Raw genomic sequence first — 16,336 nt, forward strand, 5'->3', positions numbered from 1 at the left:
GTAGGGCATGGCGAAGGCGAAATTTGAGCGGAAGAAGCCGCATGTCAATGTGGGGACGATCGGGCACGTTGACCATGGGAAGACGACCCTGACGTCGGCCTTGACGAAAGTGATGGGCGATACGGGCAAGGCCAAGTTTGTCCCGTATGATGAAGTGGCCAAGGCGAGTGAGAGTCAGGGGCGGCGGGATCCGACCAAAATTCTGACCATTGCCATCTCCCATGTGGAATATGAGACGGACAATCGGCATTATGCGCACGTCGACTGCCCGGGGCATGCGGATTATGTGAAGAACATGATTACCGGGGCGGCGCAAATGGATGGCGCGATTTTGGTGGTCAGTGCGGCCGATGGGCCGATGCCGCAAACGCGGGAACATATTTTGTTAGCGCGGCAGGTGGGGGTCCCGTTTATCGTGGTCTTTTTGAATAAAGCGGATAAAGTGGAAGACAAGGAATTGCTGGAGTTGGTGGAATTGGAAGTGCGGGAGTTGCTCACAAAGTATGGCTTTCCGGGCGATGATGTGCCGGTGGTCATCGGGTCCGCGATCAAGGCGATTGAAGGGGATCAGAGTGAGGTGGGGGTGCCGTCGATTATGCGCTTATTGGAGGCGATCGATAGTTACATCCCGACTCCGCAGCGAGCCATTGAGAAGCCGTTTCTGATGCCGATTGAAGATGTCTTTACCATCAGCGGGCGGGGGACGGTGGTGACGGGCCGGGTGGAGCGCGGCGTGGTGAAGGTGGGGGATGAAATTGAGATTGTGGGGCTGAAGCCGACGCAGACGACGATTGTCACGGGCGTGGAAATGTTCCGGAAGGTGTTGGATGAGGGGCAGGCGGGTGACAATATTGGGGCGCTGTTGCGGGGCACGAAGAAAGAGGATGTGGAGCGCGGCATGGTGTTGGCCAAGCCGAAGAGTATTACGCCGCATACGAAATTCAAGGCGGAAGTGTATATTTTGACGAAGGAAGAGGGCGGACGGCATACGCCGTTTTTTAATGGCTATCGTCCGCAGTTTTACTTCCGGACGACAGATGTCACGGGAGTGGTGCAATTAAACCCGGGAGTCGAGATGGTGATGCCGGGGGATAATGTGTCGTTTGAGGGAGAACTGATCTCCCCGATTGCGATGGAGCAAGGGGTGCGATTTGCAGTGCGAGAAGGGGGCCGAACGGTCGGAGCCGGGGTGGTCACGGAAATCGTCGCGTAAGAAATACTGGTGAAGTGGAAAGGGTAGGTTTTTGTGGATCGAGACCGCAGAATACGAATTCGACTAAAAGGGTTTGATTATAGGGTATTAGATCAATCTCTTCGTGAGATTGTGGATACCGTTCGTCGGAGTGGTGCACGCATTGCTGGTCCTGTGCCTCTGCCTACGAGAATTGAGAAGTGGACGGTCCAGAGATCGACTCACGTTGATAAAAAGTCACGGGAGCAGTTTGAGATTCGTACTCATAAGCGATTGCTGGATATTATGGAGCCAACTCCCGAGACTATGGACGCTTTGATGAAACTTAATCTGGCGGCCGGTGTGGATGTAGAAATTAAGCTATAGGTTTGTGGTCAAGGCTTCCCTTAGTTACAGTCAACTTAATTTAGGTAATTATTGAATTATGGTTAAAGGGTTGATAGGTAAAAAATTAGGAATGATCCAGGTTTTTGATAAGGAAAGACGCCTTATTCCTGTGACGGTTATTGAAGCTGGCCCCTGCGGAATTGTGCAGGTCAAGAAAAAGGGTTCCGATGGTTATGATGCCGTGCAGATTGGGTTCGGTGAAGTGCCGGAACGAAAACAGACCAAGCCTCAGTTAGGTCATTTAAAAAAAGCAGGAAATAAAGTTTGGGGTCATTTGAGAGAGTTTGGATCCGACGGTGAAGTGCAGGTGGGTTCCCAGGTTGACGTAAATTTATTTTCTGAAGGTGAGTCAATTCATGTTCAGGGAGTTTCTAAGGGAAAAGGATTTCAGGGGGTTATGAAGCGGCATAATTATGCCGGTGGCCCAGCATCCCATGGTTCGATGTTTCATCGAGCCCCTGGTTCAATAGGGTCGAGCTCTTTTCCTTCAAGGGTGTTAAAGAATAAAAAACTCCCCGGTCACATGGGAAACAAGCAAATCACTGTAAGAGGGTTAACGGTTTTTGGAATAAAGGCCGAGGAAAACTTACTCTTAGTTACAGGTTCTGTCCCTGGTCCGGTTGGAGGGGTGGTCATTGTAAGGAAGGTCAGCTGATGCAATCTATCGATGCTTTTCCGGTAATTGGCCCAGACTCTCGGCCTGTCGATAAAGTTGATTTGACGGATGGTGTTTTTAGTTCGTCGGTTAATCCCTCATTGGTCCACCGCGCGGTTGTTATGCAGCGGTCAAGTGCCCGGCAGGGTACAGCGTCTACGCTTGGTCGTGGGGAGGTAAGGGGAGGGGGTAAAAAGCCATGGAAACAAAAGCATACGGGTCGGGCAAGATCAGGATCAAGTCGTTCTCCGATTTGGAGGGGAGGCGGTACGGTTTTCGGGCCGAAGCCTAGATCGTATTCCTCCACCTTGCCAAAGAAAATGTATAGGGCGGCCTTAAGAGGAGCTTTGGCAGCCAAGGCTGGAGATGGACTTGTGGTATTAGGCGACTTGGTACTTCCTGAATTGAAAACTCGTGAATTGGTTAAATACTTATCCAATGTCGGGGCGAGTGGGAAAGTTCTTTTAGTCATTCAGGAGGGATTGGCTGATATTATTCGCATTGGAAAAAATGTTAAGAATCTAAAAATTCTTCATGGTAAGGACCTTAATGTATATGACGTGCTTTGGTGTGAAAAGTTGGTTGTAACCAAGGCAGAGCTGCAACGAATTCAGGAAATTTGGGTGTAACGTGAATCCACATGATGTTTTAATTCGTCCTTTGTTAACAGAAAAGATTACCGCAATACGCGAGACAAAGAATGGTATTGCGTTCTCCGTGCATCGTCAGGCGACTCGGATTGATATCCGTAGAGCCGTGGAGAAGGTGTTTAGCGTTAAGGTAGCTTCGGTGAATGTGATGAATGTTAGGGGCAAAAAAAAGCGGCAAGGTCGTTTTACCGGAAAGAGATCGGATTGGAGAAAGGCATTCGTTACCTTAAAAGAGGGCGAAAAAATTGAATTATATGAAAGTGCCTAGTGAATTAATTTGTTGTCAATTCATGAAATAAAGAAAGTTAGTTTATGCCAATAAAAGAGTTTAATCCAACATCACCTGGCCGAAGGGGAATGTCAGCCGTCACCGGTGAGGGGTTATCACGTAAAAGACCGGAAAAGGCCCTTACCAGCTTTAAATCAAAGTCTGGTGGGAGGAATAACTCTGGAAGAATTACTTCCAGATTTAAGGGTGGTGGGCATAAGCGCCTCTATAGAAAGATTGATTTTAAGCGAGATAAATTAAACATTGTAGGCAAAGTTGCCGGAATTGAATACGACCCCAATCGATCGGCTAGAATTGCACTTTTGCATTATGTGGATGGGGAAAAACGTTATATCTTGGCACCTTTGGGTTTGAAGGTCGGGGATTCAGTTCAGGCTGGTACCGGGGTAGACGTGAGAGTGGGAAATGCTTTGCCCCTTATGGAAATGCCTCTTGGTATAGTGGTGCACAATGTAGAGTTAAAGCCTGGTAAGGGTGCCCAATTAGTTCGGAGTGCAGGGGCTTCAGCTCAGGTGATGGGCCGGGATGAGGGTTATGTTCAGATTCGGTTAACGTCTGGTGAAATGAGAAAAATACTCGGAACGTGTATGGCCACGATCGGTCAGGTCGGGAATGCTGACCATAATAACGTTACTATTGGGAAAGCTGGTAGGTCTCGATGGTTAGGGCGTAAACCGCATCAACGGGGAGTCGTGATGAATCCGGTTGACCATCCCCATGGCGGTGGTGAGGGAAAGTCCGGCCAAGGTAATCCGCATCCTGTTTCACCATGGGGTCAGCCGACAAAGGGGTTTAAAACAAGAAAGCCGCGAAACCAAAGCTCGCGTTTTATCATTGCAGGTAGAAAGAAAAAGTCCCGTTAATTTAAGGGGGAACCGATGCCAAGGTCAGTCCATAAAGGTCCATTTGTCGATGACCATATTGCCAAAAAAGTTGAAAAGGCCAGGGAGGGAAGAGAGTCCAAGGTAATAAAAACTTGGTCCAGACGGTCGACAATTATTCCAGATATGATCGGTTTGACTTTCGCTGTCCATAACGGAAAGAAATTTATCCCGGTTTTTATTACCGACAATATGGTGGGTCATAAATTGGGTGAATTCGCTCCAACGAGATTTTTTAAGGGACATGGTCATGCTAGGAGTGAAAAGGCCGTTGCGTTAAAATAAAAATTTTACTGTTTTAATATGTCATAGGTATTTGAGCAAGGTAGAAAAAATATGGCGGAAGCTAAAGCAATTCTTCGACATGTAAGATTGGCCCCACGTAAGGCAAGGTTGATTGTTGATATGGTTAGGGGGAGGAATGCGGCTGAAGCATTAGCCATATTGAAATATACCCCAAGGTCAGCGGCCAGGGTGGTTGAGCAATTACTCTTTTCTGCAGTATCTAACGCCGGTCAGAAGGATTTGGGTGACCCTGAAAATCTTAGAATCGCCAGAGCGTATGTGGATGGAGGTCCAATTTATAAGCGCTTTCGCCCTCGATCAATGGGAAGGGCTAACCCTATTCATAAGAGAACGAGTCATATAACAATCGTTGTGAGTCCGGCTGGGTAGTGGTGCCTATTTTTCAAAATTTGGGAGTGAAGGGGGAGAAAGAATAGATGGGTCAAAAGACGCACCCGTATGGTTTCAGATTGGGTTATACCAGAACATGGCATTCCCGATGGTATGCAAAAAAGGACTTTGCGAAGTTGCTTCACCAAGATTTGTCCATAAGGGACGTGGTTAAAAAACGCTTATATCATGCTGGCATATCCAGCGTGGAAATAGAGCGATCTGGTAACCAACTTAAATTGATCATTCATACTGCTCGTCCCGGAATTATCATAGGGAGGAAGGGCGCTGAAGTTGATAAATTGAAAGCCACGCTTGAAAAAGAGTATGGCAATGAAGTTTTTGTAACGGTGAAAGAAATTAAGAAGCCGGAGTTGGATGCTCAGCTGGTTGCAGAAAATATTGCCACCCAATTGGAAAAGCGTGTCTCATTCCGTCGTGCATTGAAGCGAAGCGTTGCTTCTGCTCTGAGACTTGGAGCTTTGGGGATTAAGGTGTATTGCGCTGGTCGGCTGGGAGGACATGAAATTGCCAGAACTGAGTGGTATCGAGAGGGTCGAGTTCCCCTTCATACTCTTAGGGCGGATGTTGAATATGGATTTGCCGAGGCCAAAACTGCCATGGGGCAGATTGGGGTTAAGGCTTGGATTTTTAAAGGTGATGCTCAAATTCCTTCTTTGGAAAAGTCGGAGCCTTCATTAGGTTTTTTATAAAAGATGCTATTGATCTAAGCGATTGGAGTATTTGAAAGATGTTAGCTCCGAAAAGAGTTAAATTCAGAAAGGTTCAAAAGGGCCGGATGCGTGGAAAGGCCTACCGGGGTGGGGAAATAGCCTACGGAGTATTCGGTCTTAAAGCCATGGAGCCAGGAAGAATTACGGCCAGGCAAATCGAAGCTGCTCGTATCGCAATGACCAGACATGTCAAGAGGGGTGGTAGGATTTGGACCAGAATTTTCCCTGATAAGCCTATTACCAAGAAACCTGCGGAAGTCCGAATGGGAAAAGGAAAAGGAAACCCTGAATATTGGGTTGCACCCGTAAAGTCAGGAAGGATTTTGTTTGAAATGGATGATGTTACGCAAACCATTGCAGAAGAGGCATTGCGTTTGGCAGGGCATAAATTACCGGTGGCCACAAAATTTGTTGTTCGTGGAGAAATACCGGTTTTGTAAGTATTGGATATGGAAATGGACGAAATAAAAAATTTAGAAAAAAGTGAATTGTTTGAAAAAATAAATAAATTGAAGCAGGAATTGTTTCATTTTAGGAGTCAATTGGCATTAGGACGCATGGAAAATCCAATGCGAATACGTGAGACAAGAAAAGATATAGCCAGGGTTAAAACTGTTCTCCGCCAAAAGGCTAATTAGTCAACCAAGACTTTGAAAGAAAGTTATTTAATTATGACACAGAACAGGGCTTTGCCCCGATCACTTACGGGAAAAGTAGTTAGTAATAAAATGCAAAAAACCGTTGTGGTTGAAGTTATTCGCATTGAGCGTCATTCTTTGTATGGGAAAGTTTTGAGAAGAAAGACAAAGTTAAAGGCTCATGATGAAGTGGATCAATGTCAGATCGGAGATCAGGTTCATATTGTTTATGCGCGACCTTTAAGCAAAACCAAGCACTGGCGAGTCTCTGAGGTTTTAAATAAACGAGTGGCTTCCTAGAATTCTGGATTAGGTGTTTTAAATATTTCTTCGGTTATTAAGTAATAGAGATACCTACATGATACAAAATTATACTTATCTTGATGTGGCCGATAATTCAGGCGCAAAAAATGTGATGTGTTTTCATGTGCTGGGTGGAACGAAGCGCCGGTACGGATCTTTAGGGGACATCATTGTAGTGGCCGTCAAAGAGGCAATCCCAAAGGCATCGGTAAAAAAAGGTGACGTCATGAAGGCCGTCATTGTTCGAACTAAGAAAGGCCGTCGAAGAGAAGATGGTTCTCATATTAAATTTGACCGGAATGCTTGTGTATTAGTTAATGCTCAGGGTGATCCGGTTGGGACTCGTATTTTTGGACCCGTTGCAAGAGAATTGAGAAAGAAAAAGTATATGAAAATTATATCTCTGGCTCCAGAAGTCATTTAGGGTGAGTTATTATGGCTGAAAAATTTAGGATAAAAAAAGGCGATATGGTTATGGTTATCGCTGGCAAGGAGCGTGGTAAGACGGGGAAAGTTCTCCAGGTTCAAACAAAAGATGCCAGGGTCACAGTTGAAAAGCTTAATATAATAAAGCGGCATACAAAGCCAAACGCCAAAAATAAGCAGGGGGGAATCCTTGAGCGTGAGGGTTTTATGGCGATTTCCAATGTTATGGCATTTTGTGAATCTGTTAAGAAACCTTCAAGAATTAAAATGAAAACTTTTGATGATGGACGGAAAGTCCGTGTTTATCAAAAAGCTCCAACTGAAGTTTTGGATAAAAGCTGATGAAATCAAAATCTGTAACCAAACAAGCAGTCAAAGCAAAAGAGAAGGCGGTCGGCTCCTCCGCGGTTAAACCGAAGGATTATATTCCACGGATTAAGGCGATGTACCATGAAAAGGTTATTCCTGCCATGATGAAGGAATTTGGGTATAAAAACCCAATGCAGGTACCTCGAGTGGAGAGGATTGTCTTAAATATTGGTATGGGGGAAGCCGTTCAAAACGTAAAATTATTGGAAAGTGCCGCGGCTGAACTCGAACAAATAACGGGACAAAAGCCTGTATTGACTCGGTCAAAAAAAGCCATCGCTGGATTTAAGTTGCGTGAAGGAATCCCGATCGGGGCGAAGGTCACCTTACGGGGCGCAAGGATGCATGAGTTTTTTGACCGGTTGGTGTCGGTAGCCTTACCTAGAATTCGTGATTTCCGTGGTATTTCCCCAAAAGCTTTCGATGGACGAGGGAACTATACGCTCGGCTTAAAAGAGCAGCTGGCGTTTCCTGAAATTAAATATGATGATGTTGCATCAATCCATGGAATGGATATTACGTTTGTTACTACCGCTCAACGGAATGACGAAGCCAAATCTTTATTGGCCCACTTGGGAATGCCTTTTCGGAAACCCTAAGGAGGGAAAGGAGCGAACGTGTCAAGGTTAGCACTAAAAAATAAGGCTAAGCGAAAGCCAAAATTCACATGCCGACACTATAATCGTTGTCCGCTTTGTGGGCGTGTGAGAGGATTTTTGCGTCGCTTCCTAATGTGTCGAATATGTTTTCGTTTCCTGAGTTTGCGTGGTGATATCCCAGGCGTAACCAAATCCAGTTGGTAGCGTACTTGTTAAACAGTTTTAGGTAGTAATTGGCAAATAATTCAATACGAGGTTTTTAGCATGTCGATGACTGATCCTCTCGCAGATTTATTCGTGCGAATTCAAAATGCGGGACGCCGTGGCCACGATTTGGTTAAAATCCCATCTTCACGGGTTAAAAAAGATATCCTGCGAATTTTTAAGGAAGAGGGATTTATTCGTGACTACAAAGCGGCTACGGGTGCCAATGGGCACCCAGTTATTGAAGTTTCGCTTCGATATGCTCCCGGTCGCCAAAAAAAATCATTCATAACTGGGATAAAACGGATCAGTAAACCGGGGTGTAGAGTGTATGCCGGAAAGGAAGATCTTCCACGAGTGATGCGGGGATTGGGAATGGCAATTCTGACCACTGATCGTGGATTATTAACCGATGAGCAATGTAGGAGTTCCCAGGTTGGCGGTGAAGTTTTATGCCATGTGTGGTGATTTTGGATACCTTTTTTACTTGAATTTTTAATTAATAGGTTAATCATGTCGAGGATTGGACGAAAGCCGATATCAATTCCAAAAGGCGTCGAAGTGCGGGTCATTGATAGGAACGTTTTAGTGAAGGGGCCGTTGGGGCAACTCCAATGGGGTCTGAGCCCGGGAATAGAAGCCAGTGTAGAGAAAGAAGAAGTCTCGTTGTCCAGAAACGACGATTCAGCAAAACTTAAGGCGCTTCATGGACTAACAAGGGCGGAACTCGCTAATCAGTTAAAGGGTGTCAAAGAGGGTTTTCAGGAAAACCTTGAGGTGATGGGGGTTGGATACCGAGCGCAAATTCAAGGAAGTGAATTAAGCTTCTCTGTCGGGTATGCTCATCCGGTGTCCATAAAATTGCCAAAAGGAGTCGATGCGTCTGTTGACAAGCAAACATCAATTTCACTTAAGGGAATTGATAAAAGAATTGTCAGCCTGGTGGCAGCCCAAATTAGAAGTATGAAGGTTCCGGATGTGTACAAACAAAAAGGTATAAAGTATGTTGGTGAAATCCTCCGTAAAAAAGCTGGCAAAGCCGGCAAAAAGTAGGTTGAATTTGTGAATATACTGGAAAAACAAAAAAGGTTGAATAAGCGGAGTCGGCGGGTACGGTTACGCATTGTAGGTTTATCTTCTCGTCCACGATTAAGTGTGTTTAGGAGTAATTCTCATATTTATGCCCAAATTATAGATGATACGGATGGTCGTACCTTGGTTTCGGCCTCATCCTGTGACCCTGGCTTAAAGGATAAAATAAAATCTGGTGGGAATATTGAAGCAGCCAAGATGGTGGGACAGGCAATTGCTGAACGGGCAAAGGCCATCCCAATTGAGCTAGTGGTGTTTGATCGAGGTGGCAGATTGTATCATGGCCGGGTCAAGGCATTGGCGGATGCTGCTCGTTCAGGTGGGTTAAAATTCTAATCATGCCCAGCCCCAATTTTTGCTAAAGGGAAGGATTCACTTCTGTGAGGGTTAATGTTGAAGAACTCAATTTAAAAGATAAGCCGGTGGTAATTAACCGTGTGGCCAAAGTGGTGAAAGGGGGGAAGCGGTTTTCCTTTTCAGCCTTGGTTGTTGTGGGCGATGGCGATGGTTGGGTGGGTGTAGGGAAAGGTAAAGCGACCGAAGTTCCATCTGCCATTGCCAAGGCCGTGGCTCACGCAAAAAAAAATCTTATCAGGATTCCCCTTAAATCTAATACTATTCCCCATGAGGTACATGGGTATTTCGGGGGAGAGCATATTGTCTTGAAACCGGCAAAGCAAGGTACGGGTATCATCGCTGGAGGAGCAGTACGTTCGTTACTGGAGGTGGCTGGTGCTCAGAATATTGTTGCGAAAACCCTAGGTCGTGGTAATCCATTTAATGCCGTGAGGGCAACCATTGAAGGCTTGAGCCAACTGCGTGATCCCTATGAAGTAAGAGAGATGCGTCGAACAGCCGTCGGGATGGAAGATTAATTGATATTCAAAAAACCAGTGAGGAAACCTGGATCATGGTAACACCAAGCAATCTCTCAATTACATTAAAGCGGAGCACAATAGGCCATCCAGATAAGATGCGTGTGGTTTTACTGGGGCTCGGACTTAGGAAAATCGGACAGACTGTCAGTCGTCCGGATACAGAACAGGTACGTGGATTAATTTATAAGGTCAGGCATCTTATTGAGGTTGCTGTTTCATGAAACTACACGATTTACATCCGTCTCCTGGTTCAAAAACCAAGAAAAAACGCCTTGGCCGTGGCCCTGGGTCCGGGCTAGGGAAGACAGCCGGGAAAGGGCATAAAGGTTTATTGGCCCGTTCCGGTCGAGCTAATCAAGCTGGGTTTGAAGGTGGGCAAATGCCACTTGCCCGCAGATTGCCCAAACGCGGGTTTACAAATATTTTCAGGATACAATATTCTGTGGTAAATCTTAAGGATCTAGTTTCTCAGGAAAAAACCACGAATTTTAATCCAACGGTTTTTAAGGAAATTGGGCTAACAAAAGGGCGAAATGCCCAGGTCAAAATTCTTGGTACTGGGGAAATTGATCGCCCGATTGTTGTTGAAGCACATAAGTTTAGTGATACTGCCAGACAAAAAAATTGAGAATGCCGGTGGGCAAGTAAAGGTGATCGGCCGTGCTTGAACGGCTTATCACGAGCCTTCAAAATATCTTCAAAATTCCGGAGTTGCGTAGCCGGGTAATATTTACCTTGTCTATGCTTGCAGTTTATCGGATTGGGGCTCATGTCCCCACCCCCGGAATCAATAATGAAGAGCTGTTCAAGTTTCTCACCGAAAGAGGTGGGGCTCTCATGGGCTTCCTCGATATTTTCTCGGGAGGTGCTTTATCGAGGCTCACGATTTTCGCATTGGGCATTATGCCCTATATTAGTGCCTCGATCATATTACAGCTTCTCACGGTCGTTGTTCCGCATCTTTCGAAATTAGCAAAAGAAGGTGAGCGAGGAAGAAAGACGATCATTCAATACACCAGGTATGGAACGATCCTAATTGCCCTGATTCAAGGATTTGGTATTGCTCTCGGTTTGGAAGGTATGAATGATGGAGCATTTGTTCTTGACCCTGGTTGGTCCTTTCGGTTGATGACAGTGATTACGTTGGTAGCTGGTACCGCCTTCCTGATGTGGTTAGGAGAGCAAATAACTGAACGGGGTGTTGGAAATGGTATTTCGCTTATCATATTTTCCGGCATAGTTGCCAGTCTTCCTAGTGCAGTCGTTCAAACCTTTGATTTATATCAGGTTGGTCAAATCAGTCTCCTTTTACTATTAGTCCTTGGTGTCGTTATGCTTGCCGTTATGGGGGCTATAGTTTTTTTAGAAAGTGGACGAAGAAAAATTGCGGTGCAATATGCCAAGCGAATAGTTGGGCGACGGGTATATGGTGGACAAAATACCCATATTCCTTTAAAAATTAATACGGCTGGTGTTATTCCGCCCATTTTTGCGTCTTCAATTATTGCGTTTCCAGCCACGATTGCCAGTTTTATACAAGTACCCTGGGTTCAAAGCATCGGGTCTCAATTGGCTCCAGGATCCTTACTTTATACAATGCTATATGTTGGAATGATTATCTTTTTCTGTTTCTTCTATACAGCTGTGGTGCTAAATCCTGTTGATATGGCTGACAACATGAAGAAATATGGAGGATTTATACCAGGGATACGACCTGGACAAAAGACTGCAGACTTTATTTATAAGGTATTGACCAGAATTACATTTGCTGGAGCCATTTATCTGGCAATCGTATGTGTAATTCCAGAATTATTGATTTACCGACTTAATATGCCTTTTTATTTTGGAGGCACATCACTTTTGATTGTCATTGGGGTGGGGTTGGATACTGCACAACAAATAGAAAATCATATGCTCATGCGGAATTATGAAGGTTTTCTTGGGAAAGGTTCCTTAAAAGGGAGAAGTGGGTAACAGAATGAGGGTAATTTTTCTAGGCCCTCCTGGAGTTGGAAAAGGAACCCAGGCAGATTTTATTGCCAAAAAGTTCAGTATTCAAAAACTTTCAACAGGAGATTTGCTGAGAGAGAGCGTTGAAAGGGGCACCAAACTTGGAAATGAAGCAAAAATTTTTATGGAGCGTGGTGAATTAGTTCCTGATGAAATCGTGATTGGGTTAGTTGAAGAAAAATTACATTCTCCTGAATGCCGAAATGGTTTTCTTTTAGATGGATTCCCTCGAACTGTAGCCCAAGCCAATAAGTTGTCTTCGTTTTTGGAAGGGAATGGGGAGGCCATTGATCGGGTGATATATTTTTACCTTCCCCAGGCGGATATAATTGAACGAATAAGCGGGAGACGAAGTTGCCCAAAATGTAAGGCCGTATATCATCTTAAGTCCATCCCACCAAAAAAACAGGGGGTGTGCAATGTATGTGATATCCCCCTTATTCAGCGAAATGATGATAAGCCGGAAACCATTCAATCCCGATTGGTGGTATATCAAAAACAAACAGAGCCCTTAATTCAATATTATAAGGAAAGGGGAATTCTTTCCGAATTGGATGGATCAGGGGTAGTTTCTGCAGTTCGGGAGCGATTGGTAGCTCTCCTAACGCAACCCGGATAGAATGATCATCATAAAAACGGCTGAGGAAATTGAACTTATTGCTCGTGCCGGTAAAATTGTTACTCAATGTCATCAATTGCTGGTTCATGAAGTAAAGCCCGGTATAACTACACTGGAATTAGATAGACTTACAGAGGAATGTATTCTAGATTTGGGCGGAATTCCAGCATTTAAAGGGTATAGGAACTATCCCAATAGCCTCTGTGCATCCATTAATGAAGAAGTGGTGCATGGAATACCCTCAAAGCGTGAGTTGAAGGACGGAGACATCATTGGATTGGATGTGGGTGCCATTGTGGAAGGGTTTTACGGAGATGGAGCCGTGACGGTTTCAGTTGGGGCGGTGCCTGAGGATACTCAATCATTGATTGCGGTCACTCGAGAAGCTTTACGTAATGGAATTGAACAGGCTGTAGTGGGTAATCGCCTTTCGGATATATCATTTGCAATCCAAACGCATGTAGAAAGGCATGGTTATTCGGTTGTCCGTGATTTTGTGGGCCATGGTATTGGGCGTCAGTTGCACGAAGAACCGCAAGTTCCAAATTATGGGAGACCCGGACAGGGGCCACGATTAAAGCCTGGGATGGTACTTGCTATAGAACCAATGGTAAACCTAGGAGGGTCTGCAGTCAAAGTTCTTAAAGACGGATGGACGGCAGTGACTTGCGATAGATCACTCTCTGCTCACTTTGAGCATACCATCACAATAGAAGCAAATGGTCCCCCTCGCATTTTAACAGGATGGTCCTAGGGTGGAGGTTAAGTAAATTTCCTCATGGGGAAAGAAGATATTATTGAAGTTCAAGGGTCGGTTACTGAAACTTTGCCGAATGCGATGTTTCGGGTTCAGTTGGAAAATGGGCATAAAATTTTAGCTCATATTTCAGGAAAGATGCGAATGCATTTTATAAGAATTTTGCCAGGAGATAAGGTCACAGTGGAACTATCTCCATATGACCTGACTCGTGGACGGATTACCTATCGGTTTAAATAGAGGTTGTTATCGTGAAAGTCAAATCATCAGTAAAACCTATTTGTGTTAAATGTAAGGTCATTCGCCGCAAAGGGGTTGTAAGGGTGCTGTGCACAAATCCCAAACACAAGCAGCGACAAGGCTGAGATGCGTTGATGTTCGGTAGGGATTGATTAATTTAATCCCCAAAGAAGAGAGGAAAGTAAGCAATGGCTCGAATTGCAGGCGTAGAGTTGCCGGTAGGAAAACGGATTGACGTCGGATTAACTTATATTTTTGGGATTGGTCCGGCCAGTTCGCGAGATATATTACGAAAGACAGGAGTGGCTCCTGAAACAAGGGTAAAGGACCTGCATGAAGATGAGGTCGTCCGTTTACGTGAGACAATTGATAAGGATTATGACGTAGAGGGTGACCTAAGGAAAGAAGTCACGATGAGTATTAAGCGTTTGATGGATATTGGCACTTATCGAGGGCTACGACATCGGAAGGGTCTGCCTGTAAGAGGCCAAAGAACGAAAACTAATTCACGAACGAGAAAAGGACGACGTGGAGCGATTGGCGGAAAAGTCAGGAAATAAGCTGCTGAAAGGGATCTTTCATGAGTGTTAAAAAGGGAAAAAAGAAGGAAAGAAAAGTTTTACAAGTTGGGATCGTGCATATCATGGCCTCTTTTAATAATACTATCGTGACGATCACGGATATGACCGGTGGGGCTGTAACTTGGGCTAGTGCAGGTAGCCAGGGATTTAAGGGATCGAGAAAGAGTACCCCTTTTGCCGCTACGCGTGCCGGTGAAGTGGCTGCAAAAAAGGCCATGGAGTTTGGCCTTCGACAAGTGGATGTCTATGTGAATGGCCCTGGATCTGGACGAGAAGCCGCAGTGAGGGCACTTCAGTCCGCTGGCTTGCGGGTCAATCTTATTCGTGATGTGACACCGATACCCCATAATGGGTGTCGGCCTCCAAAACGAAGACGGGTCTAATTTCATAGAGGGATCTTTTTAAATTATCGGTTTTTCGTGAACTGGAGATAGGGGGAGAAAGTCCATGGCCAAATATACTGGTCCTGTATGTCGGTTATGTCGGCGTGAAGGGGTAAAGCTATTTTTAAAAGGAACCAGGTGTATGACTGAGAAATGCGCAATTGAGCGCCGAAGTTATCCACCTGGACAGCATGGGCAATCGCGCCGAGGGCGTGCGACGGAATACGGCACTCAGCTTAGGGAAAAACAAAAGCTTCGACGTGTGTATGGTATGCAGGAGCGACAATTCCTCAATACTTACCACCGAGCGGTTCGCCGGAAGGGAATTACGGGCGAACATTTGTTGAGCTTGCTTGAACGCAGACTTGATAACGTTGTCTATCGCCTAGGTTTTGCCTCATCACGTGGCCAAGCGAGACAGTTGGTCAATCACGGGCATGTGATGTTAAATGGTCGAAAAGTCACAATTGCTTCGGTAACTGTGAACATTGGGGATATTGTCGAAATTAAGGAAAAGAGTCGTCAGCTTGTACCGGTCCAAGCCGCTCTAGAAATTACTAGTGGCCGGGGAGTGCCGAATTGGTTAGAGATGGAGCGAAATATATTGAAGGGTACCGTCCAAGCCATTCCCACTAAGCAGGACATTGATGTATTGGTCAATGAACAAATTGTAGTGGAGCTGTACTCACGGTAATTGTATTGCCGGAGATAGAGCGGATGTTGCGAATTGATCACTTACATGGCCTTGGGACCAAGAAAGGGAGACGCGATCCTTATGATAAATAGCATGAAGGATTTCCAAATACCAACGAAGCTGGAATTGGAAAAGGACAGTGCTTCACCTACTTATGGCAAGTTTACAGCTGAGCCATTTGAACGAGGGTTTGGGACCACGATGGGGAATTCCCTTAGGCGGGTTTTACTTTCTTCGCTACCTGGGGCGGCTGTCACCTCCGTAAAAATTGAGGGGGTATATCATGAGTTTTCGACCATTCCAGGTGTGACCGAGGATGTAACGATTCTCATTTTAAACATTAAAGCATTGCGGTTGCGTTTACATTCCGATAAGGCGAAGGCTATCCGTTTGAAAAAGAAGGGGCCTGGCGAAGTGTTAGCCGCAGATTTGTCTGTAGACCCGGACGTGGTAATCCTGAATCCAGATTTTCATATTGCTACTTTAGATAAAGATGGAATGTTAGATATTGAACTTATTGTGAAGCCCGGGCGAGGATATGTCCCCGCAGAACGAAATAAAGAAGAGGGATTGCCAATAGGAGTCATTCCGGTAGACTCAGTCTTTTCTCCCATTAAACGCGTTAATTTCAGTGTGGAAAGTGCTCGGGTTGGTCGGATTACGGATTACGATAAACTGATTTTGGAAGTGTGGACCGACGGAAGCATATCTCCACAGGAAGCTGTTACTTCCGCAGCAGGAATTCTTCGCGACCATTTGGATATTTGCCTCCCATCTGAAGAGAGGGGTGAACCAGCTCAAGAAGAGGGCGGGGATGAGAGCAAGATGTTGATTAATCAACATCTGTTTCGAAGTGTGAATGAATTGGAACTTTCGGTTCGCGCTGCAAATTGCCTAAAAAATGCTAATATTAAATCTATAGGTGATTTAGTTCAAAAAAGCGAAAATGAAATGTTGAAGACCAAAAACTTTGGTAAAAAATCCTTAAATGAAATTAAAGAGGTCCTAGCGGAAATGGGGTTGGCCTTAGGAACCAAAGTGAGCGAAGTAACAGAATCCCATATCTAACTTTTTTCAAAG

General features: G+C 45.2%; 30 protein-coding genes and 1 pseudogene. All 31 read left to right on the plus strand.

Features of this window, described 5'->3' with window-relative positions; genetic code table 11:
* Nucleotides 1–7: 7 nt before the first annotated feature.
* The 31 genes and pseudogenes from tuf (at nt 8) to PP769_RS07140 (ending at nt 16,324) form a co-directional block, all read left to right on the plus strand.
* Nucleotides 8–1,213 carry an elongation factor Tu gene (gene tuf, locus PP769_RS06990; protein ID WP_312646243.1) on the plus strand — a complete coding sequence of 402 codons (1,206 nt, stop codon included), beginning with the start codon at nt 8–10 and terminating at the stop codon, nt 1,211–1,213.
* A gap of 33 nt (nt 1,214–1,246) precedes the next feature.
* Entirely contained in the window at nt 1,247–1,558 is a 312-nt protein-coding gene (gene rpsJ, locus PP769_RS06995; RefSeq protein WP_312646254.1) for a 30S ribosomal protein S10, read from the plus strand.
* A gap of 58 nt (nt 1,559–1,616) precedes the next feature.
* Nucleotides 1,617–2,234: a 50S ribosomal protein L3 gene (gene rplC / locus PP769_RS07000; protein WP_312646255.1), complete on the plus strand. Its 618-nt coding sequence runs from the start codon at nt 1,617–1,619 to the stop codon at nt 2,232–2,234.
* A complete protein-coding gene (gene rplD / locus PP769_RS07005) occupies nt 2,234–2,863 on the plus strand; it encodes a 50S ribosomal protein L4 (RefSeq protein WP_312646257.1) in 630 nt (209 codons plus the stop codon). Before rplC ends, rplD begins: the two co-directional genes overlap by 1 nt.
* Nucleotide 2,864: 1 nt before the next feature.
* Entirely contained in the window at nt 2,865–3,152 is a 288-nt protein-coding gene (locus PP769_RS07010; protein ID WP_312646258.1) for a 50S ribosomal protein L23, read from the plus strand.
* A gap of 44 nt (nt 3,153–3,196) precedes the next feature.
* Complete coding sequence (gene rplB, locus PP769_RS07015) at nt 3,197–4,036, plus strand: 50S ribosomal protein L2 (RefSeq protein ID WP_312646259.1); 840 nt, start codon at nt 3,197–3,199, stop codon at nt 4,034–4,036.
* 15 nt (nt 4,037–4,051) lie between these two features.
* The gene (gene rpsS, locus PP769_RS07020; RefSeq protein WP_312646260.1) at nt 4,052–4,339 is read left to right on the plus strand and encodes a 30S ribosomal protein S19; all 288 of its coding nucleotides are present in this window, start codon (nt 4,052–4,054) and stop codon (nt 4,337–4,339) included.
* Nucleotides 4,340–4,390: 51 nt separating this feature from the next.
* Nucleotides 4,391–4,729, plus strand: coding sequence for a 50S ribosomal protein L22 (rplV, locus tag PP769_RS07025; protein ID WP_312646261.1), 339 nt, complete (start codon nt 4,391–4,393; stop codon nt 4,727–4,729).
* Between the two features lie 47 nt (nt 4,730–4,776).
* Nucleotides 4,777–5,442 (plus strand): 30S ribosomal protein S3, encoded by a 666-nt coding sequence (gene rpsC / locus PP769_RS07030; protein WP_312646262.1) that lies wholly within the window; start codon nt 4,777–4,779, stop codon nt 5,440–5,442.
* Between the two features lie 38 nt (nt 5,443–5,480).
* Nucleotides 5,481–5,903, plus strand: a complete 423-nt coding sequence (rplP, locus tag PP769_RS07035; RefSeq protein WP_312646263.1) for a 50S ribosomal protein L16 — start codon at nt 5,481–5,483, stop codon at nt 5,901–5,903.
* 9 nt (nt 5,904–5,912) lie between these two features.
* Nucleotides 5,913–6,101, plus strand: coding sequence for a 50S ribosomal protein L29 (gene rpmC, locus PP769_RS07040; RefSeq protein ID WP_312646264.1), 189 nt, complete (start codon nt 5,913–5,915; stop codon nt 6,099–6,101).
* A 33-nt stretch (nt 6,102–6,134) separates the two neighbouring features.
* Nucleotides 6,135–6,401 carry a 30S ribosomal protein S17 gene (gene rpsQ / locus PP769_RS07045; protein WP_312646265.1) on the plus strand — a complete coding sequence of 89 codons (267 nt, stop codon included), beginning with the start codon at nt 6,135–6,137 and terminating at the stop codon, nt 6,399–6,401.
* A gap of 58 nt (nt 6,402–6,459) precedes the next feature.
* The gene (gene rplN, locus PP769_RS07050; protein ID WP_312646266.1) at nt 6,460–6,828 is read left to right on the plus strand and encodes a 50S ribosomal protein L14; all 369 of its coding nucleotides are present in this window, start codon (nt 6,460–6,462) and stop codon (nt 6,826–6,828) included.
* 11 nt (nt 6,829–6,839) lie between these two features.
* Entirely contained in the window at nt 6,840–7,172 is a 333-nt protein-coding gene (gene rplX / locus PP769_RS07055; protein WP_312646267.1) for a 50S ribosomal protein L24, read from the plus strand.
* A complete protein-coding gene (rplE, locus tag PP769_RS07060) occupies nt 7,172–7,798 on the plus strand; it encodes a 50S ribosomal protein L5 (RefSeq protein ID WP_376753399.1) in 627 nt (208 codons plus the stop codon). The genes rplX and rplE overlap by 1 nt, the downstream gene beginning before the upstream one ends.
* 18 nt (nt 7,799–7,816) lie before the next feature.
* Nucleotides 7,817–8,002: a type Z 30S ribosomal protein S14 gene (locus tag PP769_RS07065; protein ID WP_312646269.1), complete on the plus strand. Its 186-nt coding sequence runs from the start codon at nt 7,817–7,819 to the stop codon at nt 8,000–8,002.
* Between the two features lie 60 nt (nt 8,003–8,062).
* Complete coding sequence (gene rpsH / locus PP769_RS07070) at nt 8,063–8,470, plus strand: 30S ribosomal protein S8 (protein ID WP_376753400.1); 408 nt, start codon at nt 8,063–8,065, stop codon at nt 8,468–8,470.
* A gap of 45 nt (nt 8,471–8,515) precedes the next feature.
* Nucleotides 8,516–9,055, plus strand: coding sequence for a 50S ribosomal protein L6 (gene rplF, locus PP769_RS07075; protein ID WP_312646271.1), 540 nt, complete (start codon nt 8,516–8,518; stop codon nt 9,053–9,055).
* A 9-nt stretch (nt 9,056–9,064) separates the two neighbouring features.
* A complete protein-coding gene (gene rplR, locus PP769_RS07080) occupies nt 9,065–9,430 on the plus strand; it encodes a 50S ribosomal protein L18 (RefSeq protein WP_376753401.1) in 366 nt (121 codons plus the stop codon).
* 44 nt (nt 9,431–9,474) lie between these two features.
* Nucleotides 9,475–9,969 carry a 30S ribosomal protein S5 gene (rpsE, locus tag PP769_RS07085; RefSeq protein WP_312646272.1) on the plus strand — a complete coding sequence of 165 codons (495 nt, stop codon included), beginning with the start codon at nt 9,475–9,477 and terminating at the stop codon, nt 9,967–9,969.
* Nucleotides 9,970–10,004: 35 nt separating this feature from the next.
* Complete coding sequence (gene rpmD, locus PP769_RS07090; protein ID WP_312646274.1) at nt 10,005–10,193, plus strand: 50S ribosomal protein L30; 189 nt, start codon at nt 10,005–10,007, stop codon at nt 10,191–10,193.
* A pseudogene (gene rplO, locus PP769_RS07095) lies at nt 10,190–10,640 on the plus strand (50S ribosomal protein L15). The gene rpmD and the pseudogene rplO overlap by 4 nt, the downstream one beginning before the upstream one ends.
* On the plus strand, nt 10,633–11,946 hold the full coding sequence (secY, locus tag PP769_RS07100; protein ID WP_312646276.1) for a preprotein translocase subunit SecY: 1,314 nt from the start codon (nt 10,633–10,635) through the stop codon (nt 11,944–11,946). Before rplO ends, secY begins: the two are co-directional and overlap by 8 nt.
* 4 nt (nt 11,947–11,950) lie before the next feature.
* Nucleotides 11,951–12,601, plus strand: coding sequence for an adenylate kinase (locus PP769_RS07105; protein WP_312646277.1), 651 nt, complete (start codon nt 11,951–11,953; stop codon nt 12,599–12,601).
* 1 nt (nt 12,602) lies between these two features.
* Nucleotides 12,603–13,355 carry a type I methionyl aminopeptidase gene (map, locus tag PP769_RS07110; RefSeq protein WP_312646278.1) on the plus strand — a complete coding sequence of 251 codons (753 nt, stop codon included), beginning with the start codon at nt 12,603–12,605 and terminating at the stop codon, nt 13,353–13,355.
* Nucleotides 13,356–13,379: 24 nt separating this feature from the next.
* Nucleotides 13,380–13,598, plus strand: a complete 219-nt coding sequence (infA, locus tag PP769_RS07115; protein WP_312646279.1) for a translation initiation factor IF-1 — start codon at nt 13,380–13,382, stop codon at nt 13,596–13,598.
* An 11-nt stretch (nt 13,599–13,609) separates the two neighbouring features.
* Nucleotides 13,610–13,723: a 50S ribosomal protein L36 gene (rpmJ, locus tag PP769_RS07120; RefSeq protein WP_312646280.1), complete on the plus strand. Its 114-nt coding sequence runs from the start codon at nt 13,610–13,612 to the stop codon at nt 13,721–13,723.
* Between the two features lie 63 nt (nt 13,724–13,786).
* Complete coding sequence (rpsM, locus tag PP769_RS07125; protein WP_312646281.1) at nt 13,787–14,158, plus strand: 30S ribosomal protein S13; 372 nt, start codon at nt 13,787–13,789, stop codon at nt 14,156–14,158.
* 20 nt (nt 14,159–14,178) lie between these two features.
* Complete coding sequence (rpsK, locus tag PP769_RS07130) at nt 14,179–14,562, plus strand: 30S ribosomal protein S11 (RefSeq protein ID WP_312646282.1); 384 nt, start codon at nt 14,179–14,181, stop codon at nt 14,560–14,562.
* Between the two features lie 64 nt (nt 14,563–14,626).
* Nucleotides 14,627–15,256, plus strand: coding sequence for a 30S ribosomal protein S4 (gene rpsD / locus PP769_RS07135; protein ID WP_312646284.1), 630 nt, complete (start codon nt 14,627–14,629; stop codon nt 15,254–15,256).
* Between the two features lie 81 nt (nt 15,257–15,337).
* Nucleotides 15,338–16,324 (plus strand): DNA-directed RNA polymerase subunit alpha, encoded by a 987-nt coding sequence (locus PP769_RS07140; RefSeq protein ID WP_376753402.1) that lies wholly within the window; start codon nt 15,338–15,340, stop codon nt 16,322–16,324.
* Nucleotides 16,325–16,336 lie beyond the last annotated feature (12 nt).

This window comes from Candidatus Nitrospira allomarina, assembly GCF_032050975.1.
GTDB lineage: Bacteria > Nitrospirota > Nitrospiria > Nitrospirales > UBA8639 > Nitrospira_E > Nitrospira_E allomarina.